Below are 25185 nucleotides of genomic sequence, written 5' to 3' on the forward strand. Positions count from 1 at the left end.
CGTTATGGGGCGCTGAAAGCTACCCTTGCGGCGCCGCAAAGTCAATCCTCCTGGAGCCGGTGGAGCAGCGCGAAAGCCTGCCGCGAGCCGGTGGCACCCCGGGATGGGTTGCGCGTAGACTCTGGGCGGTGGTCTTTCTCCCCGGAGTCTGTGCGTGTCACCGAATACCCTGTGGTCAGCCTGTCTGGATCGCTTGCAGGGGAAACTCTCCGAGCAGCAGCTGAATACCTGGCTGCGGCCGTTGCACGCACAGGAGGCCGATGGCTGCCTGCGCCTGCTCGCGCCGAACCAATTCGTGCTCGAGCACGTGCGCGATCATTTCCTGCACGCGATCCAGGGCACCGTCGACGAACTCGGTACCAGCGAAAGACAGTGGCAGGTCGCGCTGGGAATCGGCGGTCCCGAAGCAGCCACTCGGGCCGATACAGAGCGCGGGTCGCGCCCACCAGCGCCGCTGCGGCTCAGCGGGCCAGGGTCCAACCTCAACCCGGCGTTCACTTTCGAAACCTTCGTCGAGGGCAAGTCGAACCAGCTGGCGCGGGCGGCGAGCCTGCAGGTGGCGTCCAACCCGGGCGTCGCCTACAACCCGCTGTTCGTGTACGGCGGCGTCGGCCTGGGCAAAACGCACCTGATGCACGCAATCGGGCACCGAATCCTGGAACGGATTCCGGACGGCCGTGTGATCTACCTGCATTCGGAGCGCTTCGTGGCCGACATGATCAAGGCCCTGCAGCACAACGCGATCGACGATTTCAAGCAGCACTACCGCACCGCCGACGCGTTGCTGATCGATGACATCCAGTTCTTCGCCGGCAAGGAGCGCTCGCAGGAGGAATTCTTCCACACCTTCAACGCACTGCTTGAGGGGCAACAGCAAGTCATTCTGACTTCCGACCGCTATCCCAAGGAAGTGGAAGGCCTCGAGGAACGCCTGCGCTCGCGGTTCGGCTGGGGCCTGACCATCGCGATCGAACCGCCCGAACTCGAGACCCGGGTCGCGATCCTGCAGCGCAAGGCCGAGCAGTCCGGTTTCGAACTGCCGAGCGAGGTCGCGTTCTTCATGGCCAAGCGCATTCGCTCGAACGTGCGTGAGCTCGAGGGATCGCTGCGCCGAGTGATGGCCAACGCGCATTTCACCGGCAAGGCGATCACTGTCGACTTCGCGAAGGATGCACTGCGCGATCTGCTCGCGGTGCAGAGCAAGCTGATCACGCTCGAGAACATCCAGAAGACCGTGGCCGACTACTACCGCGTCAAGGTCAGTGACCTGCATTCGGCACGCAGAAGCCGCTCGATCACGCGTCCGCGCCAGATCGCGATGGCCTTGTCCAAGGAACTGACCCAGCACAGCCTCCCGGAAATCGGCGAGGCCTTTGGCGGACGGGATCACACGACCGTGTTGCATGCCTGCCGCAAGGTCGCGGAGCTGCGCGAGGGCGATGCGAACGTGGATAGCGACTACAAGAACCTGTTACGCACACTGAGCAGTTGAGACGCTGTGGATAAGATGTGCGCGAAATCGCCGCGCCGCTGAAACCGGAAATCCGTTCCCGGTTATCCACAGGCTGAACACAGGAAGAACGTAGGTTTTCAGCACGGGAAATAAAAGCAAGTTGCGGAAATAAAACGAAAAATATTGTCCAAACCGTTTTTTGTCCGTTTGCTTATTACTACTGTCTTTATATATCTAGATCATCATAAGGGACCGCCGACATGGATCTATCCTTCGCCCGGGACAGCATGGCCGAGACGCTGCAGCGCATCGTCGGTGCCGCGGAAAAGCGCCTGACCATGCCCATTCTGGGCAATGTCCGCATCCGCGCCGGCAGTGAAGGCATCCAGCTGGACACGACCGACTTGGAGCTCGCCTGGAGGGCGCGCAGCACCGGGGAGATCAGTCCGGAGATCGATACCACGGTCGCGGTGAAGAAGCTGCTGGACGTGGTGCGTGCAGCACCGCCCGATTCGACGTTGCGCGCCAGGGTGGAAGGGGAACGCCTGACAGTCGGGTTCGGCGCATCGCGGTTCAGTCTCGCGACGCTTCCGGGCGCGGATTTCCCGGAATGGGAATTGGAATTGATCGAACACTGGATCGAGATGCCGCAGCGCTTGCTGCGGCGATTGATCGAGACGACGATGTTTTCGATGGCCCAGCAGGACGTACGCTATTACCTGCAGGGGCTGTTGCTGGTGGCGCAGGGGGCGATGCTCAGGGCGGTCGCAACCGACGGGCACCGGCTGGCCGTGAGCGAGACGGAACTCGAGACGCCGCTTGGTGCGGACCAGGAATGCATCGTGCCGCGCAAGACGGTGCAGGAGCTTCGGCGCAATCTTCTGGACGACGAAACGCCCGTTGCGGTCGGATTCGGGCCCGGGCAGGTTGCGTTCGATTTCGGTACGGCGCGCTTGACGAGCAAGGTGATCGATGGCCGCTTCCCTGATTACGAACGCGTGATTCCCGTCGATCTACCGGGAACCCTGATCGTCGAGCGCGAGGCGCTCCGGCAAGCGCTGGGCCGGGTCGCAATCGTGACCAACGAAAAGTACCGCGGGGTTCGGCTGATCGTGCATCCGGATGGCTGCCGCGTGTTGACCCACAACGCGGAACGCGAAGAAGCGGAGGAAGAACTGCCGGCGCAGTACCAGGGAGAGGAAATCGAGATCGGCTTCAATCTGATTTACCTGCAGGACGTGCTGAACGCGGTCGACACCGAGCAGATTCGATTCGACCTGCGCGATGGCGGGTCGTCGGCGCTGATACGTGCAGAGCCCATTGGTCAGGCACGCTATGTCGTGATGCCGATGCGGCTTTGATCGCGGGCGCTTGGGGTGCGCGTCGAATCGGGTGGTACTGGGCGGTGGGGGCGCGACCGATAGGGTCCCGTCGAATGCGGGTGCCTTTCGGAGGGAAGGTATCTGTTCAGTCCCCCCTCTGGGGAGAGGGGGCACGAGGATTGACGTGAAAGAACGTGGCGCGCGTCCCGGGGTAACCCGGGCGGGACAGCGCAGCGTCATCCGCCAGACGGCGTACGCGCCGTCCCGGGGGCCTGCGGCCTCCCTGGCGCCGGATGGCGGATGCCGGCCTTCGGCCTCTTCCGCCCTGGTTCTTTTTCATCATCGGGGGTGGCCGCCCCCGCCATGACAGTTCGGCAGGGGGCGGAATGCAGACGAGGGAAGAGGGTTTCGATCGATGCTGCCCCCTCAACGATCAGGGAGTCCAAGGAGCGCCATCGTCCGGCGCGTCCTCGGGATGGGAATCCAAAGGGACTGCGTTAGCGTTTGAATCGCTGGGCATGGGAGCAACAGCCGAATGCGATCGGCGTCGATGGGTTCCCTAGCGGCCTGTCGGACTTGGGCTGCTCCTACTGGGCCGCTCTCCCACGCGGCTCGCTACGGGGACCCAAGTCCAACAGGGTGCTAGGGACGGAGACGATGGGAAGGCAATGTTGGTCGGACTCTGGACTCGGGACGTACGTAACCTCGAGGAGGCCCGTATCCGGTTTGGTAGTGGTCTGAACCTGATTGTCGGCGCCAATGGCTCGGGGAAGACCTCGCTGCTCGAGGCCTGTCACGTGCTCGCGATCGGGCGTTCGTTTCGCACGCATCGCCTGGCACGCGTGGCGCGGACCGGGGTTGGCGCGTTCTCGATCGCAGGCGAGTTATGGGATTCCATCCACGGCCAGTCACGAGCCGGAGTCGAATGGAAAGGCCAGCGGCGATCACGCCTGAACGGGCAATGGCTAGAGGGCCATTGGGAGATCGCGCGACGGATGCCGCTGCTCAGCGTGCACGCGGGATCGTTCGACCTGCTTACGGGTGCTCCCGAAGAACGCCGGCGGCTGCTCGACTGGGGTAGCTTCTACCTTCACACCGATTTCGTGCAGCAGTGGTTGCTCTGGCGCCGGGCTCATGAACAGCGCAACGCGGCGCTGCGGCAGCAGGATGCGCAAGCGGCGGAACGGTTCGAGCCGGTTGCCGCTGCCGCGGGCACTCGCCTGACGGAGATGCGGGCATCGGTGGTCGAACATTTACGGCGCCATCTGAATGCATCGGCAACCAGCGGAATGCGGCAGGGCCTGAGTGGCGAGATCGACTTGGCCTTCCGCCAGGGTTGGAGCGAAAACGAAACGCTGGCGGACGCATACGCTCGGGGGCGCACGAGCGATCTGGAGCGAAGATTCGGGCAGTCCGGACCACAGAAGGCCGATCTCGAAATCCGGCTGGCCGGGCGCCCGGTCCGCGAGGCATCGAGGGGAGAACAGAAACGGGTGCTCAATGCCTTGGTGATCGCGCAGGGATTGGTGCTGGTCGGGATCAATCCTGGGGGAGGTGCGCCGCTGTTGTTGCTGGATGACGCGGTGGCCGAGATGGACGACGCGGGGTTGGAGAGGCTGATCGACGCGATCGCCACGCTGCAATGGCAATGCTTGGTGACGACGGTGGATTCGGAATGGGGATGGCGAGTCGCGAAACGCTATCCCGGCACGCAGATGTTTCACGTGAAACATGGCGCGGTCGAGCCTCAGCCGATGGCCGATTGATTGGCCCGGCCTGCGATTGCTTGACTTGGTGGTCCTTCCAACCCGCGCTTTGGTGATCTCATCCGCTTCGCTATCGCCCCTCAAGGCCATAGCGCCCGAGGATCTCAGCACACCCACGATCCAGCGGTGCCAAATCCTGCACCCGGTGGAATCTCAACGAGCGCAGCCTCTCGCAGGATCGGTAGAACCCTCAGGATTTTCCGTGCCAGCCAGGCGCACGCGGACCGCCTGCTTAACCCCCAGTCGGTTCGCGATCCATCTGAACCCTGCGAGCGCCGCGCCAGCGTGAGGCACCACTGGTTCGGGGAAGATACGGTTTCAGCAGCGCGGATGGATCGGCGCCGCGTTTGGCAAGCCGATCCATCCGCGACGACACCGCCTGACTGTGCTTGGAATGCCTGTCACGGTGCCCCGAGGGTTAACGTGAAAGAACCCGCGGCGCGCGTTCGGGTTGTTCCGTAGGGCGGAAAAGCGCAGCGTCATCCGCCGCTCGGCGTTCGCGCCTCCCCGGCGCCTGCGGCAACCTCGGCGCCCGATGGCGGATGACGGCCTTCGGCCTTTTCCGCCCTACGCCTACGCCTCTTTCAGGATCATCGCGATTCGCAGTGAGTTACTCGCGAGGCCGCGTCCCGGTGCGCCCCGCCAACCGGATGCGCGAATTCGGTTGGAATCCTCGGCCGCGGGCACGCGACCGGGTTGCTTGTGCAGCACGCGTTTCACGCTTGCGATGGCGGCGCGGCCCCACCGCCAGTGCTTGCGCCTAGGCTCTAGTGGGTGAGGGAAGCTCTGCGTGTCTTTGTCAGCCCTCCCCATTCGGCGACGCAGTGCCGATGTTTCACGTGAAACATCTCTGGCGAAGCACTGCGCGCCCGGTCAATCGGCCCGTCACGCCCCCAGAACCGCTCTTGCCCCGCTTTCGGCTATACTGTGCGCCTCTCGATCGAGTACAACACCTGATGTCGACCCCAGATCCGAACCTCTCCGCGAACGCGTACGATTCCACCCAGATCAAGGTCCTGAAGGGGTTGGACGCGGTCCGCAAACGACCCGGCATGTACATCGGGGACACCGATGACGGCACCGGATTGCATCACATGGTCTTCGAGGTGGTCGATAATTCGATCGACGAGGCGCTGGCCGGATATTGCACCGCGATCGATGTCACCATTCACGAAGACAATGCGATCAGCGTGACCGACAACGGCCGCGGGATCCCGGTCGACCTGCACCCGGAAGAAGGCAAGTCCGCTGCCGAAGTCATCATGACCGTGCTGCACGCGGGCGGTAAGTTCGACAATAGCTCCTACAAGGTTTCCGGCGGATTGCATGGCGTCGGCGTCTCGGTGGTCAACGCGCTGTCGGAGGAATTGCATCTCGAAATCCACCGCGCCGGGCGCCGTTACCAACAGATCTATCGACACGGGGTGCCCGACGCTCCGCTCGCAGATGCGGGCGAAACCGATCGGACCGGCACGACCATCTGGTTCCGACCGAGTGCCCAGACGTTCACCAACATCGAGTTCCATTACGAGATCCTCGCGAAACGCCTGCGCGAGCTGTCGTTCCTGAACTCCGGTGTGCGCATCCGGCTGAAGGATCAGCGCGACAACCGTGAAGATGTCTTCCGCTTCGAGGGCGGCATTCGTGCCTTCGTCGCCCATCTCAACCAGAAAAAGACCGCGCTTCATCCCTCGGTGATCTACGCGGATCAGACCCGCGATCACTACACGGTCGAGGTCGCGCTGCAGTGGAACGACTCCTACCAGGAAAATCTGTTCTGCTACACCAACAATATTCCGCAGCGCGACGGCGGCACCCACCTGGCGGGATTCCGCGCGGCGCTGACGCGCACGATCAACCAGTACCTCGAGCGCGAGGGATTGCTGAAGCGTGCGAAGATCGCGACTGCTGGCGACGACATGCGCGAGGGTCTGACCGCTGTGTTGTCGGTCAAAGTGCCCGACCCGAAATTCTCTTCCCAGACCAAGGACAAGCTGGTCTCGTCCGAGGTGAAGCCGCTGGTCGACAACGTCGTCAGCGAGGTGCTGAACGACTTCCTGCTCGAGAACCCGACCGAAGCCAAAGTGATCACCGGCAAGGTCATCGACGCTGCACGGGCCCGCGAGGCCGCCCGCCGCGCCCGCGAAGTCACCCGCCGCAAGGGCGCGCTCGACATTGCCGGCCTGCCCGGAAAGCTCGCAGATTGCCAGGAAAAGGATCCAGCCCGATCCGAGCTCTTTTTGGTCGAGGGTGACTCCGCGGGCGGCTCCGCGAAGCAGGGCCGCGATCGCCACTTCCAGGCGATTCTGCCGCTGAAGGGCAAGATCCTGAACGTCGAGCGCGCGCGCTTCGATCGGATGCTCGGTTCGGCCGAGGTCGGCACGCTGATCACTGCCCTCGGCTGCGGGATCGGCAAGGACGATTACAACCCCGAGCGTCTGCGCTATCACCGGATCATCATCATGACCGATGCCGACGTCGACGGATCGCATATCAGGACCTTGCTGCTGACGTTCTTCTTCCGCCAGATGCGCGAGCTGATCGAGCTTGGATACGTCTACATCGCGCAGCCGCCGCTGTACAAGATCAAGCGCGGCAAGCGCGAGCAATACGTGCGTGACGAAGCCGAGATGCAGGAGATCCTGCTGTCGCTTGCGCTCGACGGGGCTCGCCTGCATGTTGCGTCCGACGCACCGCCGGTCGCGCCCGAGGCCTTCGAGCGGCTCGTCCAGGGCTACCAGAAAGTCGATCGTGCATTGGAACGACTGGGCCGGCTCTATGACCCCAGGATCCTGCGCGCGATGTTCGACGCCGACCCGATGCCGGAACCGCGCACGGTCACCAACCCCGAGGTTCAGCACTGGTTTGCGGAGCTGCTCACGCAGTTGACCAGCGACCGTGCGGGCGCAACCCGGTACAGCTTGGGCCCGATGCGCGAAGTCGACGGTGTTGCCCAGCTGAGCCTGGACCGCGTCGAGCATGGCGCCCCGTTCTCGCAATACATTACCGACGAAATCCTCGATTCGCGCGACTTCCGTGCCCTGCTGGACATGAGCGAGACCTTGCACGGCCTGCTCGAGGATGGTGCTTACATCCAGCGCGGCGAGCGCAAGCACGTAATCGAATCGTTCCCCGACGCGATGGCCTGGCTGCTCAATGAAGCCCGCCGCGGCCTGAGCGTGCAGCGGTACAAGGGCCTGGGCGAAATGAACCCCGACCAGCTCTGGGAAACCACGATGAATCCCGAGACACGCCGCCTGCTGCAGGTGCGCATCGAGGATGCCATCGCGGCCGACGAGGTCTTCACCACGCTGATGGGCGACCAGGTCGAGCCCCGCCGGGAGTTCATCGAGGCACGCGCCCTCAGTGCGGAGAATGTCGACGTCTGACGACCTGTAACCGGGCCGCGCTGTTGCGGCCCGGTGATCGGCTTTAACACGTGGAGACACCGCAAGCGGCGGTTCTCGAGAACAGGGGGGATCATGGGTCTGGGAACGATCGTCTTTCTGGTCGCCCTGATCGCGGCCGTTCTCTACGGCACCGTGATCTACAACGCGCTCGTCGCGGTCAAACATGCGGTGGCACAGTCCTGGGCCAACATCGACGTGCTGCTCAAGCAACGCAACGACGAATTGCCCAAACTGGTCGCGGTCGCACGGGAATACATGGGCTACGAACAGGAAACGCTCGAACGCGTGACCCAGGCCCGAAACCGAGCCGAAGTCGCGCAGCGTCAGGGCAACATGGGCGCGCTGGGTGCCGCCGAAAACGAGATCCGGCTCGGTCTGGGGAATTTCTTCGCGGTTGCGGAGGCCTATCCGGAACTAAGAGCGAACGAGGCGTTCAACCGCCTCGCACGCCGAATCTCCGGTCTGGAAAACGCCATCGCCGACCGGCGGGAGTTCTACAACGCGGCGGTGAACCGGAACAACGTGCGTATTGCGCAGATCCCGGACGTTGTCGTCGCACGCCTGTTCGGCTTTACCGCCTTCGAACTGTTGCAGTTCGAGCCTTCAGACCTCCGCGATGTGGACGTAGCGGCCCTGTTCCGCGGCTGAGAGCCCGGTCCGGGCACGACTCCATGATCGCGGACCTGAGGCAATGGTTTCTGCTGGCGGAGAGCACGGAATTCGCCATCGCGGTTGGCGTTCTCGGCATCGCCGCCGCGGCCGGCCTGTACGGATTCCTTTACTACAGCAAGCTCCTCCGGCTGGTTGCGGATACCCCGACCGCGCGGATCCGTTCAGCAGCGCAGGGCTTCGTGCAGCTGGAAGGAATCGCCGCCTGGTTGCCGGGGCCGGAGATCCGCGCCCCGCTGACCGGGCGACGCTGTGTGTGGTACCGCTACCGCGTCGAGGAGAACCGCGGCCAGGGCCGCAAGCGGCGCCGCGTAGTCGTCGACCAGGGCCAGTCCGACGACCTGTTCCTGCTCCGGGACGACACCGGCGAGTGTGTCGTCGACCCGGACGGAGCCACGGTGATTGCGCCAGAACGCGATGTCTGGAGCGCTTCCAATCGGCTGACCGACTTCGGCCCGGGTCCTGGCAGCTCCCGGCTGCACGGTGGTCGCTATCGCTATATCGAGGAACGCCTCGGTGAACGCCAGGCGCTGCTCGTGCTCGGCGAATTCCTAACCCGGCAGCATCAGGGCCAGGACCACGCGGAACGGTTGCGCGATCTGCTCGGACGATGGAAGAACGATCCGGATATCATCGCGCGCTTCGATTCGGACGGCGACGGTCGTCTTTCACTGCAGGACTGGGAAGCGGTGCGGGCCCACGCTCGGCAGGAGGTCGAACGGGAGATGGCAAACGACGCGGAGCCGGATGCCTTCCATCTGCTGCGCCGAGGCACCCGCGCCACCCAGCGCGTCCTGGTACTGTCTACCCTTGGTGAGTCCCAGCTTCTGTTGCGCCAGCGCCTGCGGGCGTATGGTTCGGGCCTGCTTTTCGTGCTGGCCACCAGCCTGATGTTCTGGGCGTTGGCGATCCGGTCCTGAACCCATTTTTCTGAACTGATTTCGATGGGAGCCCTTGTGTCCAATCCCTTGCTTGAAACCGAAACTCTCCCGGCGTTTCGCAGCATTCGGCCGGAACACGTCGAACCCGCGGTCGATCGCGTTCTCGCAGAGAACCGTGCAGCGATCGCGGAGCTGCTGAACGAGCTTCCGGAAACGCCCTCCTGGGACCAGTTTGTCGTGCCCCTCGAGCGCCTGGAAAACCGGCTCGACGCGGTTTGGTCGCCGGTCCGCCATCTGAACTCTGTGATGAACAGCGACGCGCTGCGCGCGGCCTACAACGCCTGCCTGCCGAAGCTCTCGGCCTACGCCAGTGAGCTGTCGCAGAATACGGAACTCTACACCGCCTTCGATCGCCTGGCGCAAAGCCCCGGCTTCGAACGCGAGCCTGGCGACCGGCGCAAGCTCGTTCGGGACGCGCTGCGGGACTTTCACCTGAGTGGCGTCGATCTGCCCGAGGACCGCAAGGAGCGCCTGCGCGAGATCGATGCGCGGCTATCTACGCTGACCTCGCGTTTCGAAGAGAACGTGCTCGACGCCACCCAATCGTGGACGCTGCAGCTGCAGGACGCCACTCGGCTCGGCGGCGTGCCCGAATCGTCGCGCGCGATGCTGGCCCAGAACGCGCGCGAACGCGATCTCGACGGCTATGTGATCACACTGGACTTCCCGAGCTACTACGCGATCCTGACGTACGCGGACGACCGGAACCTGCGCGAGCAGGTATACACGGCCTATGCGACCCGGGCCTCCGACCAGGGACCGGATGCCGGGCGCTACGACAACAGCGAACTGATGCTGGAAATCCTGCGGTTGCGGGAGGAGAAGGCCCAGCTCACCGGATTCACGCACCACGCGGAGCGCTCGCTCGCGACCAAGATGGCCGATCGACCCGAGACCGTCGAGCATTTCCTGCGCGATCTTGCGGTGCGGGCGCGCCCGTACGCCGAGGCAGACCTGGCCGACATGCGCGAGTACGCGTCGACCCGTCTGGATCTCACCGACCTGCAATCCTGGGACTACGGCTACGTGGCGGAGAAGATTCGCGCCGACCGCCTGGGGCTCAGTCAAGAGATGCTGAAGCCCTACTTCCCGGCCGACCGGGTCGTGACGGGACTGTTCGGCCTGGTCGAGCGCCTGTTCGGAGTCTCCATTACCGAGGACGATCGCGTCGAGACCTGGCACGATGACGTCCGCTATTTCGTGATCCGCGACCGCGAGGGCGAGGAGCGCGCGGGTTTCTACCTGGATCTGTACGCGCGCAGCGCGAAGCGCGGCGGTGCGTGGATGGACGTCTGCCGCAGCCGTTTCGTGCACGGCAACCAGCGTCAGCTGCCGGTCGCGTTCATGACCTGCAACTCCACGCCGCCGGTCGATGGGAAGCCGGCGCTGTTCACCCACGACGAGGTGATCACCCTCTTCCACGAGTTCGGGCACGGGTTGCACCACATGCTGACCCGCGTAGATCATCCGGAAATCGGCGGGATCAATGGCGTCGAATGGGATGCGGTGGAACTGCCGAGCCAGTTTATGGAGAACTGGTGCTGGGAGCGCGAGGCACTCGATCTGTTTGCGCGCCACCACGAGACCGGAAAGGCAATGCCCCAGGATCTGTTCGAGCGCATGGTCGGAACCCGACATTTCCAGAGCGCGCTGCAATTGCTGCGACAGGTCGAGTTCGCGTTGTTCGACATGCGCCTGCATTCCGATCCGGCGCCGGCCTCGATCGACGAAATCCAACAGCTGCTGGATCAGGTCCGCGACGAGGTCGCGGTGATCCGCCCGCCATCGTTCAATCGGTTCCAGCACGGATTCAGCCACATCTTCGCGGGTGGCTACGCCGCCGGATACTACAGCTACAAGTGGGCCGAGGTTCTGTCGGCCGATGCGTTCGCGCGCTTCGAGGAGGAAGGCCTGTTTTCGCCAGAGGTAGGCCACGCCTATCTGCAGGAAATCCTCGAGGTCGGTGCGTCCCGGCCGGCGCTGGAGTCGTTCAAGGCGTTTCGCGGGCGTGAGCCGAACATCGACGCGCTTCTGCGCCACAGCGGATTGGAGGCGGCGTGAAGATTGCCAGCTGGAATGTGAATTCGCTGAAGGTCCGGCTGCCTCAGGTGCTGACCTGGCTGGAGACGCGGACGCCGGACGTGCTCGCGTTGCAGGAGACCAAGACGACTGACGAGGCGTTTCCGGTCGACGCGATCCGCGGCGCCGGCTACGAGGTCGTGTACTCGGGCCAGAAGACCTACAACGGGGTCGCGGTGCTGGCCCGCAGTCCGATCTCGGAAACGATTACCGACCCGCCGGATCTCGATGATGCGCAGCGCCGCATTCTGGCGGTCACCGTCGGCGGCATCCGCGTGGTGAACCTGTATGTCGTCAACGGCGAGGCAGTGGACTCGGAAAAATACGCGTACAAGCTGGATTGGCTTCGGCGGGTACAGCAATGGCTGCAGGCCGAACTCGAGCAGTACCCGCAGATGATCGTGCTCGGCGACTTCAATATCGCGCCCGACGATCGCGACGTACACGATCCAGACGAATGGAAGGATCGAGTGCTGTGCTCGGTCCCGGAACGGGAAGCGCTCAAGGGGATTCTGAACCTGGGGTTCGGCGACTGCTTTCGGCTGACGGAACAGCCCGAAGCCCAGTTCAGCTGGTTCGACTACCGCGCCGCGTCGTTCCGCCGCAACCGGGGGCTGCGCATCGACCTGATCCTCGCAAGCACCCCGCTGTTGCAACACTGTCGCCACAGTTCGATCGACCTGGAACCCCGCGGCTGGGAACGCCCGTCGGATCACGCACCGGTCGTCGCCGAGTTCGACCTGCCCAAGTTCGGATCCGATCGCGGCTGACGGCTGAGGCACGCGACCGAGCGCTCGGACATTGGCGGCCAAAGCCCGGGCGTCGAATCACCCACGGCGCCGCCGCTTTGAATGGCCAGTCGGGATCGCGGCGACGTACTGGCCCTTCTGGGCGCTTCGCTGCGGACGCCGTGCCATCGCTCCCCTGCCACCGTCGACGCTGGCAGCGGCTTCCCGCGACCGTCATGCTCGCGGGATCCGCTTACTGAAAAGCCCCGTCCCGCACTGCGGCCGTGTTCCGGCATCGCGCCGGCAGGCATCCGAACCGGCGAAAAGTACTCGCGACGCCCTCACCGACGACGGTGCGATCGCGAATCCGATAACGCGAGAGTGGCGATACGCAATGCCCGCCCGTAGAGCCGATGCGCAGCGTTGCCATCGGCCGTTCAGCGCAACGGGCACGAATCCCTGTGCCCGCCGTTAGCGTGAAACCGCACGGCTTCTCTCGGGGCGACGTGTAGGGCGGAAGAGCGCAGCGTCATCCGCCGCTCGGCGTTCGCGCCTCCCCGGCGCCTGCGGCAACCCCGGCGCCGGATGGCGGATAACGGCCTTCGGCCATTTCCGCCCTACGCCTCTTTCATCATCGGGGGTGGCCGCGTGCTCCATGAGAGTTAGCCCGCCGTCTCGGGACGAACTTACAGACCGCCGGAGGGCGTCTTGCTGTCCTTGTTCGCGATGTAGTCCATGATACCCATCAGCAGTGCGGAGACGACGAACGTCAGATGGATGATCACGTACCACAGGAGCTTGTCGTTCGAGATGCTGTCCAGGTTCATGAACGCCTTCAGCAGATGGATCGACGAGATCGCGACGATCGCAGCGGCCACCTTCAGTTTCAGCGAACCCGCGTCGAGCTTGTCGAGCCAGACCATCCGCTTGTGCTCACTGACGTTCAGCTTGCCGATAAAGGTCTCGTAGCTCGAATACATCACCATCACGATCAGACCCGCGATCAGCACGATGTCGATCAGCGAGAGTGCCACGAGGATCAGGTCCATCTCGCGGATCTCGAGGATCTGGGGCAGCAGATGGAACAACTCCTGGTAGAACTTGATCGCCAGCGCCAGCAGCATCAGCGTCAGGCCGACGTAAATGGGCGCCAGCAACCAGCGTGCAGCCAGCATTCCTTTTTCCAGGGCATGTTCCATCATCGGGCTTCATCTCTCATGGTTGAACGACAACCCCCATTCTAGGATCTTTTTGCCACCATGACCCAGCCGACGAAATACCGCGACCTCCGCGACTTCCTCGCGTTGCTCGAACACCGCGGGCAGCTGCGCCGGATCAGCACCGAGGTGGACCCCCATCTCGAGATGACCGAACTCTGCGACCGGGTGCTGCGCGCAGGCGGCCCGGCATTGCTGTTCGAACGGCCCCGGGGTTCGGATATCCCGGTCCTCGGTAACCTCTTCGGAACGCCCGAGCGCGTCGCGCTCGGCATGGGTGCCGAATCGGTCACCGCGCTGCGCGATATTGGCCATCTGCTGGCCCAGCTGAAACAGCCGGATCCGCCGAAGGGACTCAAGGCCGCCTGGGAATCGCTTCCGGTGTTCAAAAAAGTGCTGGACATGGCACCGAAGCGGGTGCGCTCGGCGCCGTGCCAGGAACAGGTGCTGGAAGGGGACGACGTCGACCTGTCGCGGCTTCCGGTGCAGACCTGTTGGCCCGGAGACGCCGCGCCGCTGATCACCTGGGGGCTGGTGGTCACACGGGGGCCGAAGCAGACGCGCCAGAACCTCGGCATCTACCGCCAGCAGGTGATCGGGCGCAATCGCGTGATCATGCGCTGGCTCTCGCATCGGGGCGGCGCGCTCGACTTCCGCGACTGGTCCCAGGCCCACCCCGGCGAGCCGTTCCCGATTGCGGTGGCGCTGGGTGCGGATCCGGCGACGATCCTCGGGGCGGTCACGCCGGTTCCGGACAGCCTGTCCGAGTACGCGTTCGCCGGCCTGTTGCGGGGCAGCCGAACCGAACTGGTCCGTTGCCTCGGTTCCGACCTCGAGGTGCCCGCATCCGCCGAGTTCGTGCTCGAAGGGCATATTCATGCCGGCGACACCGCCCCGGAAGGGCCGTTCGGCGACCATACCGGCTACTACAACGAGGTCGACGAGTTTCCAGTGTTCTCGATCGACCGGATCACCCACCGACGCGACCCGATTTATCACAGCACGTATACCGGCCGGCCGCCGGACGAGCCGGCGATCCTGGGGGTGGCGCTGAACGAGGTGTTCGTGCCGATCCTGCAAAAGCAGTTTCCGGAGATCGTCGACTTCTATCTGCCACCGGAGGGCTGTTCGTACCGCATGGCGGTGGTCAGCATGCGCAAGCAGTATCCAGGCCACGCCAAGCGGGTGATGATGGCGGTCTGGTCGTTCCTGCGGCAATTCATGTACACGAAGTTCGTGATCGTGGTCGACGACGACGTGAATACGCGCGATTGGAAGGACGTGATCTGGGCGATCACCACGCGCATGGATCCGGCCCGCGACACGCTGCTGATCGAGAACACGCCAATCGATTACCTGGATTTCGCGTCCCCGGTCTCGGGTCTGGGATCGAAGATGGGAATGGATGCGACCAACAAGTGGCCCGGCGAGACGCAGCGCGAATGGGGTCGCCCGATCACGATGGACTCCGACGTGAAAGCGCGTGTCGACGCCCTGTTGCAACAGTTGCAACTATAGCGGGCTGCGAACGGCGATCGCCGTCCGTCCATGATCTGGTGCAGCGCAGCCAGCTGTAATGGCTGCCTCTCCACCTTGCAGGCCTTCAATTCCGGTCGGTTCCGTCCCCGAGGCTCGCGTCGATCCCGCTGATCGCGTCATCATAACGCGGGGTCCAGTTCAGCGCCCGGCGCACGCGCGAAGAATCGACCCGCCGTCGTTCGCGCAGGAAGCTGGCCATCCCCGGATGAGTGGCGTAGTACGCTTCGAGATCGGGAATGCAGGGCGGCAGCTCGACGCCGATGCGCTGCGCCACCGCCATTGCGAACCGCGTGCTGCTCATGTGTTCGGCATCGGCGAGGTTGAATACCCCGGTGGGCGCGCCGCTTGCAAGCAGCCGAACGATCACCGCGACGATGTCGTCGCGGTGGATCCGGTTACCGGCGGGACAGACGTCCGGACAAGGAACCTGAAGCCCCGCGCGGATCGCCTCCTCGCGCAGCCGGCCGGGTCCATAAATCCCGGGCAGCCGCAGAATGTTCCACTGCGTTCCCCAGCGCGTTGCCGCCTCGACCAGTGCGCGCTCGGCGTCCAGCCGGCGCAGTGCGCGCGGCGACGCCGCCAGAAGCGGCGCGTCCTCGGTCACCTCGGCGCCGTGTTGGTTGCCGTAGACCCCGGTCGTGCTTGCATACACGAAGCGCTCGGGGGGATCCGCCTCGAGCCGCGCCAGGAATCGCCGCAGCCGCGGGTCGCCGTCGCCCGATTTCGGCGGCGGCGCGAGATACACGATCCGCCGCGCGCCGGCCACATCGGCGTCCAGCTGTTCCGCATCCAGATCGACCGAACGAACCCGTGGATGCTCACTCTTCTGACGCCGCCAGCCGCTCCATGCCACGCCTTCCTGATCGAGCGCCTGCGCCAGCGCGCGCCCCACATAGCCCATCCCGACGACCAACACCGTCCCCGCTTCCGACATCCCCATCCCACCCCGGCTTGTTTGCGTTCGCTCGCCGATTGTCGACAATTCGAGCATTGTTCACCAGCGGGGATCACCGCATGGCGTTTCAGGTTACGGTACGACCCGGCAACTACGTGTTTACGGTCGACGAGGGCGAAAAGATTCTCGACGCGGCGCTGCGCCAGGGTCTCCCCTTCCCGTATGGATGCCGGGACGGAGCCTGCGGCAGCTGCCGCGGTCGGCTGCTTTACGGCTCGGTCGATTACGGTTCCAGGCGCCCCCCCGCGCTGAGTGCCGAGAACGAAGCCGAGGGGTTCGCATTGTTCTGCCAGGCGGTGCCGGCGACCGATCTCGAGATCGAGGTGCGCGAAGTCGGCGCGGTGCGCGATCTCGAGATCAAGACCCTGCCTTGCCGGGTCGCAGCGCGCACCTTTCTTGCCCCCGACGTGGCCGAGCTGCGGCTGCAACTCCCGGCGAGCGAGCGCCTGCAGTTTCTCGCCGGACAGTACATCGACATCCTGTTGAAAGGGGGCGAGCGGCGCAGCTATTCGCTCGCGAACGCGCCGCACGACGACGCTCACCTCGTCTTGCACATCAAGAAGGTGCCAGGGGGGCGCTTCTCAGATGTCGTGTTTCACGACCTGAAGGACAAGGCGCTGCTGCGAATCGAAGGGCCGCTCGGCAGTTTCGTTCTCGACGAGGACTCCGACCGGCCCCGCCTGTTTGTCGGCGGCGGAACCGGGTTCGCGCCGCTAAAGGGCATGCTCGATCACCTGATGGCAAACGGGCTCGATCGCCCCCATCACCTGTTCTGGGGCGCGCGCGACGCCCAAGGAATCTATGCGCCCGACTGGCTCCGCGAGCGCCTCGCGCAGCACGGCGATTGGTTCAAGTTTACGCCGGTGCTGTCGGAGGCAACCGACCCAGAGGCCGCGGGCTTTCCTGCGCGTTCGGGCTGGCTGCACGACGCGGTATGCGCAACCTATCCGGACCTGTCCGGCTTCGATGTCTACATGGCCGGACCCCCGGCGATGATCCACGCAGCGAAGCCCCGCTTTCTGGCGGCGGGGTTGCCGGAAAATGGGCTGTTCTACGACAGTTTCGAGCCTGCGGCACAGCCCGCCCCGGTCACCGGCTGACTGTCCTGGCTAGCGGCCACCCTGCAACATCAAAAGGCGAGCCACGGAAAGCACGGACAGACCCGCAAAAAGGGCCTGATTGGTTGCATATTCCGTGACCTGATTCGCACGAATGCTCCGCAGCTCGAAAAATCAAGGCCCAAGGCGTCATCGCGAGGAGCGAAGCGACGTGGCGATCCAACCCACGTTGGTTTCTCCTGAGCCATTTGGATTGCCGCGCTTCGCTCGCAATGACGGGCTGAATTTATGCGCGAATCCGGCTTGCGGAGCATTCGTGCCAATCAGGTTCCGTGATTTCCGTGTCCTTCCGTGGCTGTCACTACACGTTACGTTGACCGGCCTGCCGGCCATCCGCCGCTCGGATCGCCGCGCGCGGCCTGCGGCAACCCCGGCGTCGCAATGGCGGATGACGGCCTTCGGCCTTTTCCGCCCTACGCGTCTTTCGTCATCGGGGGAGGCCTGCCCGCGTGAGCGTTATTCTTCGGACGCGTCGGCCGGCGCAGGCGCTCCGCCGTCTGTTCTGGAGGATCGCAGCCGCAGCACGGCGGCGAGCATCGCCGCATCGGTCGGGTCTTCGGCGGTCTCGATCCGGCCCGCGAAGCCCTCATCCCGAGCGATCGCCGCGACCCGGGTCGCACCCGCTACCAGAGCGGTGCGCAGCAGTGCGACCTGCCCGCCTTTGCCGATCATCCGGCACAGGTTCTGCAGACTTTCGCCGCTGGTCACGGTGATCGCGTCCACGCGCCCGCTCGCCAGCGCCTGCCGCAGCGGCGCCGCGTCGACCTCCGGAATCGCCCGCTGGTAGGCCTCGGCGTAGACGACCTCGGCGCCACGGCCGACCAGGGTTTCGCCGAGATACGGGCGGCCGCCGTCGCCGCGGAAGACCACGATCCGGCGCCCCTGCACCTGCTGCATCGCCGGCTCCTCGAGCAGGGCCTCGCTGTCGAACCGGTTCGGCGGCACGATCGACGGCTCCACGCCGTGTTCGCGCAACTCGGATGCAGTGCGCGTGCCGATGGCCGCGGTCGCGACCCGCTGTGGCCAGCCGCCGCGTTCGCGCAACGCCGGCAGCACCCGCTGCACCGCATTGGCGCTGACGAAGACCGCGATGTCGAACTCATCGAGTGCGGTCAACACCGCCTTCAATTGCGCTGGATCCGCGGGGCTCCGGATCTCGATCACCGGAAAGCGGGTCACCAGTGCCCCCTGTTCCTCCAGCATCGAGCAGAACGGCCCTGCCTGGGCCGCTGGCCGCGTCACCACAACGCGCATCCCGGCCAGTGGCCCGGTCCTGGCCTCGCCGCCGTTCATCATGCCTGCCGATGCGCCGCCGCGAGGAGTTCCCCCGCGCCCTGTGCCAGCAGATCGTCGGCAAGCGCGATTCCCAGCGCTTCGGCCTCGGCCCGGGGCCCGCGGCGTTCCGCCCGGAGGATCCGGCTGCCGTCGACCGCGCCGACCAGCCCGCGCAGGAACAGCGCTTCGCCTTCCAGCACCGCATGACCCGCAAGCGGGACCTGGCAGCCGCCTTCCAGCCGGCGGTTGAACGCGCGTTCCGCCCGAACCCTTTCCGCCGTTTCCGCGTGGTTCAACCCCGAGATCAGGTCCATCACCTCGGAATCCCCGTCCCGGCATTCGATCGCGATCGCGCCCTGGCCCACCGCCGGCAGGCTGACGCTGGGGTCGAGACGGGCGCGGATCCGCTCTTCGAAGCCGAGGCGCTTCAGCCCGGCGGCAGCCAGAAGGATCGCGTCATAGTCGCCCGAATCGAGCCGCGCCAGGCGCGTATTCACGTTGCCGCGCAGGTCGGTGATCTCCAGATCCGGGCGCCGCGCGCGCAGCTGGCATTGCCGGCGCAGGCTGGACGAGCCCACCCGGGCACCTTCCGGCAGCGCGTCCAGGTTTTCATGGTCGTTGGACACGAATGCGTCCAGCGGATCCTCGCGTTCCAGGATCACCGGCAGCACGAGCCGTTCCGGGAGTTCCATCGGCACGTCCTTGACCGAATGCACCGCGATATCGGCCCGATCCTCGAGCATTGCCAGCTCGAGTTCCTTCACGAACAGCCCCTTGCCGCCGATACGGGCCAACGGAGCGTCGAGGATCCGGTCGCCCTGCGTGGTCATCGTGACCAGTTCGACTGCTAGACCCGGGTGCAGGCGGCGCAGCCCGTCGGCGACGTGCTCGGCCTGCCATACGGCCAGGGGGCTTTTTCGGGTGGCGATGCGCAGCAGACTCTTCATGGGCGATCCGGGATCGGGCCGGCGGGCGGCGTGGAATCAGACCGGGGAGTATAGCCGTCACCGCCACCGCTGTGCCCGGCCGCCGGCTAGATGCGGCGCGCCGCTACGGACGGACCGCCCGGTCTGCCCCGCCGCGCGCGCTCCAGGATGGCCGGAGACGGGTGCTATACTGGCGTCCCTGCCATCCACCGAGCGCTCGTCGATGTCCAACGAACCCGTTCCCGACGCGCCCGCCAACCCCGCTGCCAAACTTTGGGGAGGCCGGTTCAGCGAGGCCACCGATGCCTTCGTCGAGGCCTTTACCGCATCGGTCGGCTTCGACCGGCGCCTCTACGCCCAGGACATCGCCGGCTCGATCGCGCACGCGACGATGCTCGCCGAAGTCGGCGTATTGACCCAGCCCGAGGCCGATGCCATCACCTCCGGGCTCGAAGAGATCCGCGCCGAGATCGAGGCGGACCGCTTCGACTGGTCGGTCGCCCGCGAAGACGTGCACATGAACATCGAGGCGCGGCTGATCGAGAAGATCGGCGAGACCGGCAAGAAGCTGCATACCGGACGCTCGCGCAACGACCAGGTCGCCACCGACATCCGCCTGTGGCTGCGCGATGCGATCGACGCCCTGCTGGTCCAGCTGCGGCACTACCAGCGCGGGCTGCTGGATCTCGCCGAGCGCGAGCATGCGACGGTGATGCCCGGCTTCACCCACCTCCAGACCGCCCAGCCGGTGACCTTTGGCCACCACATGATGGCCTGGTACGAGATGCTGGAACGCGACGCCGAGCGCCTGGCCGACTGCCGGAGCCGGGTGAACCGGCTGCCGCTCGGTGCGGCCGCGCTCGCGGGCACCGGCTATCCGCTCGACCGCGAGCTGACCGCGCGCCTGCTCGGCTTCGAGGGGATCTGCCGCAACTCGCTGGACGCGGTCAGCGACCGCGATTTCGCAATCGAATTCACCGCGAGCGCGGCGCTGATCATGATGCACCTGTCGCGCCAGGCCGAGGAACTGATCCTCTGGACCAGCGCGCAGTTTGCGTTCATCGACCTGCCGGACCGCTACTGCACGGGCTCGTCGATCATGCCGCAGAAGAAGAACCCCGACGTGCCGGAGTTGGTGCGCGGCAAGACCGGCCGTGTCTATGGCCACCTGATGGCGCTGCTGACGCTGATGAAGGGTCAGCCGCTGGCCTACAACAAGGACAATCAGGAAGACAAGGAACCGCTGTTCGACACCGTCGATACGCTTGCCGGCAGCCTGCGCGCGTTCGCCGACATGGTGCCGAACCTGCGGGTGAACGCGGACCACACGCTGCAGGCGACCCGAAGCGGTTTCGCCACCGCGACCGACCTCGCGGACTATCTGGTCGGCAAGGGGCTTGCGTTCCGCGATGCGCACGAAGTGGTCGGGCGCGCGGTCTGGCTGGCGTCGCAGCGCGGTTGCGACCTCGCCGATCTCGAGCTGGACGAGCTGCGCGAGTTCGATGCCCGGATCGGCCCGGATGTGTACGAGCTGCTCACCCCGGAGGGGTCCGCCGCCGCGCGGGACTTGCCCGGCGGCACCGCTCCCGCACAGGTCCTCGCCCGGATTGCCGAAGCGCGGGAACACCTCGCGCGCGTCGCCACCGCCACCTGAGCGCTGCCCATCCCGCCGCGTCCAGTGGCTACGGGGCAGCGTTGCGGATCAAGCGGAGTACGCAAGCCTCCCCCGTCGACCCGTCGCCCGGCAGATCCCGACTGCCCGTCCCGCGTCCCGGAAACGCTGCCGCCGGTCCGACGAGGCCGGGTGCCGGTCATTCCAGGTAGGACTCGATCACCTGCCACATCACGTTGCCGTGTGCGACCTCGTACTCGAGCAGCATCTGGCCGCGTATATGGCCATCCTCGAAGGTTGCAAGCACCCAGCGGTCGTTCAGCACGTGGATGCCATCGGGAACGAAGTGCATCTGGCCGCCAAGCACCGGCGCGTGCGGAATCAGCTCCGGCTGTTCCAACAGGCTCCTGGCCAGCTGCAGTTCCGGCCGTGCGATCCCGCGGCGCTGCATCGCCTGAATCTGCGCGTTGGTCAGCCCGACTTCGGCCGGCCGGGGTACCTCGTACTGGGTGTACTGCGCCAGTTTCATCTGGGCGTCGAGCAATTCCCGATTCGCATCCGCGACATCGCGTTCCAGCCCGATGCCGCGCGCCACATAAATCGCCAGCACAACCACGAAGAACAGCATGAACCCCACCCACGCGATTCGCTCGGAAGTTTTCAATCCCTCGGCCCGGGTGCGTTCTTCGGTCATCGTTTCCTCCTGCCTGCGCTCAGTCATCCGCGAGCGTCATCAATAATTGGGCTGCATCGGCCGCGGCCTGGGTGCGCGGGTAATACTGCACGACGTAATCGGCGCGCGCCCGGGCCAGCGGCCGGTCGCCCCGCTGGTGCTCGCGGCGTGCCAGCGCGAACTCCGCCTGTGCAATCCCCTCGCGCAGTTGCACCAGACGCGGCGCCAGGTTTTCCACGTACTCGGACAGCGGGCGCTCCTGCATGAACTGGGTGATCTCGCGGAACAGTCCCCGTCCTTCCCGAATCCGTGCCTCGGGTTCGGCCACCGAAGGCCGCGACCAGGCTCCGAAGCCCGCGAGTGCGTGCAGATAGGCGGCATAGTCGGCATCCGGATGCTCGGGATGATGATCCAGGAAACCGGCCATCGTCCGGCGCACCCGGGTGAAGTCGCCACCCTGCAGGCAGACCTGCCCGACCTGGAGCAGACGGTCCGGCGTGTCGACCGCACCCGCCTCCCAGAGGCCATAGGCGCCCCGGCAATCGCCCGCGCGCAGCGCCTGTTCCAGGCCGTCGGCGGGAACGGCGGTCCGGGACTCCTCGGGCAGCGTGGCGCACCCGGCGAGCCAGAGCAATGGCGCGAGCAACAGGAGGCGAAGGGGTATCGCGGGCATCGAGGCGTTCGGCAGCAAGGCACAGGCGCGCATGATAACGCGGATCCGCCAGCCCTTCATTGCAACCCTTCCGGGTGCCCCGGCCCGCCGCCGGTCTCGCCGAGCCTGATCCGGTGGCTGCCGTCGGGCTGCGCCCGGGCGGCAGCGTCCAGCGCGCTTGACAGCGCCGGCGCGGCATCCGCCGCCGTCTGCAGCACCAGATCGACCCAATGGCCGCCATCCGGCCGCCAGCCGGCGGCACCGGCGACATCGAGTGGCGATTCCGGTGCCGATTCGATCTCGGTCAGCAGCATCCCGTCCCGAAGACCCAGTACGCCCCGGTATTCCCCAAGCGGGATCGGCCGCGGCAGCCCAGCCGCGGCGTTCCCCCAGAACAACGTGCCCTCGGCGGTCTGGAAGCCGCCGTCGAACTGCCACGCGATCGCGGACAGGTCCAGCCCGATCTGGCCGTCAAGCAACAGCGGCAGGTCGAACCATTCCTGCAGCCGTTGCGCGGCCAGCGTTCCCCGCACGCCCTGTGCCTGCAGCTCGCCGGGGCTCAGGCGCAGGCGACCGTTGACCCGGTCGCGGCCGTCCTCCCAGTCCACCGCGAGTCCGAGGCGGCCGGTCAGCAGCGCAGCCGGCTGCCAGCGCCACGCGAGCGTGCCGGCATCGCGGCCATCGATTCGCAGGCCGTCGGCCCGCCCGCGCCACGCAGACCCCGACACCGCGGCGATCTCCAGCGCGAACGGCAGTTCCAGGCGCGGCTCGGCCACACGCCAGACGACGCTGGCAGGAGCCGTTGCGGCCAGCGCCGCCAGGTAGGCGACCAGCACCAGCGCCGCGGCGCCGCCCAGGCGTTTCAGAGACTTCTGCTTCATGAGCGCCCGGGCATCGGCTCGACCCGGAGCTGGACGTTCACACGTCCGGGCTCCGGCCCCGGATCGATTCCGAGGCTGATCACCTGCAGCGCGTGTTCGGACTCCAGCGCAGCCAGCCAGCGCATCAATGCGGGGTACTCGGCCCCTTCCAGTTCCGCCTCGACACCCGACTCCAGCGGGCGAACGCGACGCAGCGCCGAGCCCAGCCCGGCCGAGCGCGCGGAGACGTCGACAATGCCGAGCGGAGAGCCTCCCCGGCGCGTGACACCCGGCACAGCGGATTGCGCCTGCAAGCGCACGGCCGGTGCCTGGGCCTGCATCCACGCGTGTTCGTCCACCAGCTGCTGGAGCCGGTCGGCGACGACCACGCGGCGTTCCAGCGCGGGTTCCAGCACGAACAGGTAGCCACCGGCCAGCAGCATCACCAGCGCGGCCAGCAGCACGATGCGGCGCTCCCGCTCGGCCAGACCGTCCCACCAGGACTTCACGACGCGCCTCCGCCGATCTGCAGGCGTGCCCGCACCCCTTCCTCCCCGGACTCGGCGGCCAGAATGCGCACACCGGTGCCCAGCCCTTCCCGGAGCTGGGTGCGCAATTGGTCCAGCGCGGCGATGCTCTCCAGATCCAGTTCCACTTCGAGCCGGTCGGCATCGGCGCGCAGCTGGCGCATCTCCCCGCCGGCCGCGATCAGCAGCGGCGCCGCAGCCGCCAGCCGTTCGGCGACCGGCCCGGCGCCTGCGGGGGCTGTCGCGCCGGCCTCGAGCGCTTGGCGGAACTGTGCCGGAGGGTCGACCATCCGCGTACCCGGCAACGTTTCCTCGAACAGCTCGGCGATCGCCTGATCGATATGCCGGACCTCGTGTTCGAGCTGGTAGACCTCGATCCACAGCGACGCCGTCCACAGCACGGCCAACGCCGCCGCGATCCCGGCGGGAACGCGCCAGCGTTGCCATAGCCCGCGCCGGGTCCCGATCGGCGCGTAGCGTTCGGTGAGCAGATTCGCCGGCGGCCGCCGGCGCAGCGCAGCTGCGACCAGGCCCAGCAGATCGCCATCCCAGCGCTGGATCCGGACCTCGGTACGGTCGCGCAACGTTTCCGGCAACCGATCCGCGGTTCCGAACCAGTCGATGCCGGTTTCCGCCGGATGCTCGACCAGCCACCGGTCCAACCACCATGGCAGCAGATCACCGGACAGCGCGAGCCGGTCTCCGCCGGCACCGGCCAGCAGGCAGCGTTCGTGGTCGCCGTCACTGTGGCACCAGATCCGCAACCTCGGTTCGTCCGCTTCAGGCAGCAGCAATGTATCGGGCAGCAGCGCCTGGGCTGAAACGCCGGCCGCCTCCAGCACCGCGAGCCAGGCCTCCAGATCCCGGTGTGCCGCCACCGCGGCGAGGAGCCGGCCGTCCGGGCTGCGTGGGCCGGCGACGATGTGCAATGCCTCGAGGTCCTCGCTCAGGTGGTCCTCCAGCGCGAACGGCAATGCTTGCAGTTGTGCGGCCCGGCTCCGGGCCGGGATGGCCACCTGTTGCAGCAGCACCCGCTCGCCGGGCACCAGGGCGAGCACGCGGTCGCCGCTGCGCAGCCACCCCCGGATTTCCGGAGGCGCCGAGCGGCCCCGTGCGACGATCGTGCCGGCGCCGTTCACCCGTGCCCAGCTCATGGCCTCCGGGGGATCGCCCGCGTCCGGTTCCGGCAGGCAAAGCACGAACCAGTTCATCGCGGTCTCGAAGCGCGGCTCGGGCGCCGGCAGGGTTCGGATCGGTTCACGGGACTAACTGTCATGGCCAGCGGCCCCCCCGATGATGAAAGAGGCGCAGGCGTAGGGCGGAAAAGGCCGAAGGCCGTCATCCGCCAGCTGGCGCCGAGGTTGCCGCAGGCGCCAAGCAGGCGCGAACGCCGAGCGGCGGATGACGCTGCGCTTTTCCGCCCTACGGGTCGCCCGGGACACGAGACAGGCCGTGACTTTCAC

General features: G+C 66.1%; 21 protein-coding genes. 11 read left to right on the top strand and 10 right to left on the bottom strand.

All coding sequences use genetic code 11. The features are described from left to right. Nucleotides 1-154 precede the first annotated feature (154 nt). The 8 genes from dnaA (at nt 155) to xth (ending at nt 12410) form a co-directional block, all read left to right on the top strand. A complete protein-coding gene (gene dnaA / locus THITH_RS00005; protein WP_006746590.1) occupies nt 155-1492 on the top strand; it encodes a chromosomal replication initiator protein DnaA in 1338 nt (445 codons plus the stop codon). A 221-nt stretch (nt 1493-1713) separates the two neighbouring features. Next, nucleotides 1714-2814 carry a DNA polymerase III subunit beta gene (dnaN, locus tag THITH_RS00010; protein WP_006746589.1) on the top strand — a complete coding sequence of 367 codons (1101 nt, stop codon included), beginning with the start codon at nt 1714-1716 and terminating at the stop codon, nt 2812-2814. Between the two features lie 629 nt (nt 2815-3443). Further along, on the top strand, nt 3444-4541 hold the full coding sequence (recF, locus tag THITH_RS00015; RefSeq protein ID WP_006746588.1) for a DNA replication/repair protein RecF: 1098 nt from the start codon (nt 3444-3446) through the stop codon (nt 4539-4541). Between the two features lie 956 nt (nt 4542-5497). Continuing rightward, nucleotides 5498-7930, top strand: a complete 2433-nt coding sequence (gene gyrB, locus THITH_RS00020; RefSeq protein WP_006746587.1) for a DNA topoisomerase (ATP-hydrolyzing) subunit B — start codon at nt 5498-5500, stop codon at nt 7928-7930. A gap of 93 nt (nt 7931-8023) precedes the next feature. Next, nucleotides 8024-8599: a LemA family protein gene (locus THITH_RS00025; protein WP_006746586.1), complete on the top strand. Its 576-nt coding sequence runs from the start codon at nt 8024-8026 to the stop codon at nt 8597-8599. A 23-nt stretch (nt 8600-8622) separates the two neighbouring features. Beyond that, nucleotides 8623-9540 (top strand): hypothetical protein, encoded by a 918-nt coding sequence (locus THITH_RS00030; protein WP_006746585.1) that lies wholly within the window; start codon nt 8623-8625, stop codon nt 9538-9540. Nucleotides 9541-9576: 36 nt separating this feature from the next. Further along, complete coding sequence (locus THITH_RS00035; protein ID WP_006746584.1) at nt 9577-11622, top strand: M3 family metallopeptidase; 2046 nt, start codon at nt 9577-9579, stop codon at nt 11620-11622. Further along, entirely contained in the window at nt 11619-12410 is a 792-nt protein-coding gene (gene xth / locus THITH_RS00040) for an exodeoxyribonuclease III (RefSeq protein WP_006746583.1), read from the top strand. Before THITH_RS00035 ends, xth begins: the two co-directional genes overlap by 4 nt. 644 nt (nt 12411-13054) lie before the next feature. Here xth and THITH_RS00045 read toward each other — a convergent pair. Further along, a complete protein-coding gene (locus THITH_RS00045; RefSeq protein WP_006746582.1) occupies nt 13055-13570 on the bottom strand; it encodes a TIGR00645 family protein in 516 nt (171 codons plus the stop codon). Nucleotides 13571-13627: 57 nt separating this feature from the next. Between THITH_RS00045 and ubiD the strand changes: the two genes are divergently transcribed. Then, nucleotides 13628-15103 carry a 4-hydroxy-3-polyprenylbenzoate decarboxylase gene (ubiD, locus tag THITH_RS00050; protein WP_006746581.1) on the top strand — a complete coding sequence of 492 codons (1476 nt, stop codon included), beginning with the start codon at nt 13628-13630 and terminating at the stop codon, nt 15101-15103. An 85-nt stretch (nt 15104-15188) separates the two neighbouring features. Here ubiD and THITH_RS00055 read toward each other — a convergent pair whose 3' ends face one another. Continuing rightward, nucleotides 15189-16058: an NAD-dependent epimerase/dehydratase family protein gene (locus THITH_RS00055; protein ID WP_006746580.1), complete on the bottom strand. Its 870-nt coding sequence runs from the start codon at nt 16056-16058 to the stop codon at nt 15189-15191. Between the two features lie 80 nt (nt 16059-16138). On the opposite strand from THITH_RS00055, the gene THITH_RS00060 reads away from it, so the two are divergent. After that, on the top strand, nt 16139-17179 hold the full coding sequence (locus tag THITH_RS00060) for a CDP-6-deoxy-delta-3,4-glucoseen reductase (RefSeq protein WP_006746579.1): 1041 nt from the start codon (nt 16139-16141) through the stop codon (nt 17177-17179). A gap of 474 nt (nt 17180-17653) precedes the next feature. On the opposite strand, the gene THITH_RS00065 is transcribed toward THITH_RS00060, so the two are convergent. After that, complete coding sequence (locus tag THITH_RS00065) at nt 17654-18493, bottom strand: uroporphyrinogen-III synthase (protein WP_006746578.1); 840 nt, start codon at nt 18491-18493, stop codon at nt 17654-17656. After that, nucleotides 18490-19419 carry a hydroxymethylbilane synthase gene (gene hemC / locus THITH_RS00070; RefSeq protein WP_006746577.1) on the bottom strand — a complete coding sequence of 310 codons (930 nt, stop codon included), beginning with the start codon at nt 19417-19419 and terminating at the stop codon, nt 18490-18492. Before hemC ends, THITH_RS00065 begins: the two co-directional genes overlap by 4 nt. Before the next feature lie 202 nt (nt 19420-19621). On the opposite strand from hemC, the gene argH reads away from it, so the two are divergent. Further along, nucleotides 19622-21052, top strand: a complete 1431-nt coding sequence (gene argH / locus THITH_RS00075; protein WP_006746576.1) for an argininosuccinate lyase — start codon at nt 19622-19624, stop codon at nt 21050-21052. A 157-nt stretch (nt 21053-21209) separates the two neighbouring features. Here the strand turns inward: argH and THITH_RS00080 are convergent, their stop codons facing one another. The 6 genes from THITH_RS00080 to THITH_RS18820 are packed head-to-tail and all read right to left on the bottom strand — an operon-like array spanning nt 21210 to nt 25185. Next, nucleotides 21210-21704, bottom strand: coding sequence for a hypothetical protein (locus THITH_RS00080; RefSeq protein WP_006746575.1), 495 nt, complete (start codon nt 21702-21704; stop codon nt 21210-21212). A gap of 19 nt (nt 21705-21723) precedes the next feature. Further along, nucleotides 21724-22416 carry an outer membrane protein assembly factor BamD gene (bamD, locus tag THITH_RS00085; RefSeq protein WP_006746574.1) on the bottom strand — a complete coding sequence of 231 codons (693 nt, stop codon included), beginning with the start codon at nt 22414-22416 and terminating at the stop codon, nt 21724-21726. Continuing rightward, nucleotides 22413-23216 (bottom strand): type II secretion system protein N, encoded by an 804-nt coding sequence (locus tag THITH_RS00090; RefSeq protein ID WP_006746573.1) that lies wholly within the window; start codon nt 23214-23216, stop codon nt 22413-22415. Before THITH_RS00090 ends, bamD begins: the two co-directional genes overlap by 4 nt. Beyond that, on the bottom strand, nt 23213-23704 hold the full coding sequence (gene gspM, locus THITH_RS00095; RefSeq protein WP_006746572.1) for a type II secretion system protein GspM: 492 nt from the start codon (nt 23702-23704) through the stop codon (nt 23213-23215). The genes THITH_RS00090 and gspM overlap by 4 nt, the downstream gene beginning before the upstream one ends. Beyond that, on the bottom strand, nt 23701-24933 hold the full coding sequence (gene gspL / locus THITH_RS00100; protein ID WP_006746571.1) for a type II secretion system protein GspL: 1233 nt from the start codon (nt 24931-24933) through the stop codon (nt 23701-23703). Before gspL ends, gspM begins: the two co-directional genes overlap by 4 nt. Before the next feature lie 54 nt (nt 24934-24987). Then, on the bottom strand, nt 24988-25185 hold the full coding sequence (locus THITH_RS18820; protein ID WP_084222584.1) for a hypothetical protein: 198 nt from the start codon (nt 25183-25185) through the stop codon (nt 24988-24990).

This window comes from Thioalkalivibrio paradoxus ARh 1 (assembly GCF_000227685.2).
GTDB classification, from domain to species: domain Bacteria; phylum Pseudomonadota; class Gammaproteobacteria; order Ectothiorhodospirales; family Ectothiorhodospiraceae; genus Thioalkalivibrio; species Thioalkalivibrio paradoxus.

Excerpts from the sequence above, each read along its gene's own strand:
- THITH_RS00030 (WP_006746585.1), top strand. The coding sequence starts at position 8,623 with ATGATCGCGGACCTGAGGCAATGGTTTCTGCTGGCGGAGAGCACGGAA.
- dnaN (WP_006746589.1), top strand. The coding sequence starts at position 1,714 with ATGGATCTATCCTTCGCCCGGGACAGCATGGCCGAGACGCTGCAGCGC.
- hemC (WP_006746577.1), bottom strand. The coding sequence starts at position 19,419 with ATGAAGAGTCTGCTGCGCATCGCCACCCGAAAAAGCCCCCTGGCCGTA.
- THITH_RS00090 (WP_006746573.1), bottom strand. The coding sequence starts at position 23,216 with ATGAAGCAGAAGTCTCTGAAACGCCTGGGCGGCGCCGCGGCGCTGGTG.
- ubiD (WP_006746581.1), top strand. The coding sequence starts at position 13,628 with ATGACCCAGCCGACGAAATACCGCGACCTCCGCGACTTCCTCGCGTTG.
- THITH_RS00060 (WP_006746579.1), top strand. The coding sequence starts at position 16,139 with ATGGCGTTTCAGGTTACGGTACGACCCGGCAACTACGTGTTTACGGTC.
- gspL (WP_006746571.1), bottom strand. The coding sequence starts at position 24,933 with ATGAACTGGTTCGTGCTTTGCCTGCCGGAACCGGACGCGGGCGATCCC.
- argH (WP_006746576.1), top strand. The coding sequence starts at position 19,622 with ATGTCCAACGAACCCGTTCCCGACGCGCCCGCCAACCCCGCTGCCAAA.
- recF (WP_006746588.1), top strand. The coding sequence starts at position 3,444 with ATGTTGGTCGGACTCTGGACTCGGGACGTACGTAACCTCGAGGAGGCC.
- THITH_RS00025 (WP_006746586.1), top strand. The coding sequence starts at position 8,024 with ATGGGTCTGGGAACGATCGTCTTTCTGGTCGCCCTGATCGCGGCCGTT.
- gyrB (WP_006746587.1), top strand. The coding sequence starts at position 5,498 with ATGTCGACCCCAGATCCGAACCTCTCCGCGAACGCGTACGATTCCACC.
- THITH_RS00065 (WP_006746578.1), bottom strand. The coding sequence starts at position 18,493 with ATGATGAACGGCGGCGAGGCCAGGACCGGGCCACTGGCCGGGATGCGC.
- THITH_RS00080 (WP_006746575.1), bottom strand. The coding sequence starts at position 21,704 with ATGACCGAAGAACGCACCCGGGCCGAGGGATTGAAAACTTCCGAGCGA.
- bamD (WP_006746574.1), bottom strand. The coding sequence starts at position 22,416 with ATGAAGGGCTGGCGGATCCGCGTTATCATGCGCGCCTGTGCCTTGCTG.
- THITH_RS00055 (WP_006746580.1), bottom strand. The coding sequence starts at position 16,058 with ATGTCGGAAGCGGGGACGGTGTTGGTCGTCGGGATGGGCTATGTGGGG.
- THITH_RS00045 (WP_006746582.1), bottom strand. The coding sequence starts at position 13,570 with ATGATGGAACATGCCCTGGAAAAAGGAATGCTGGCTGCACGCTGGTTG.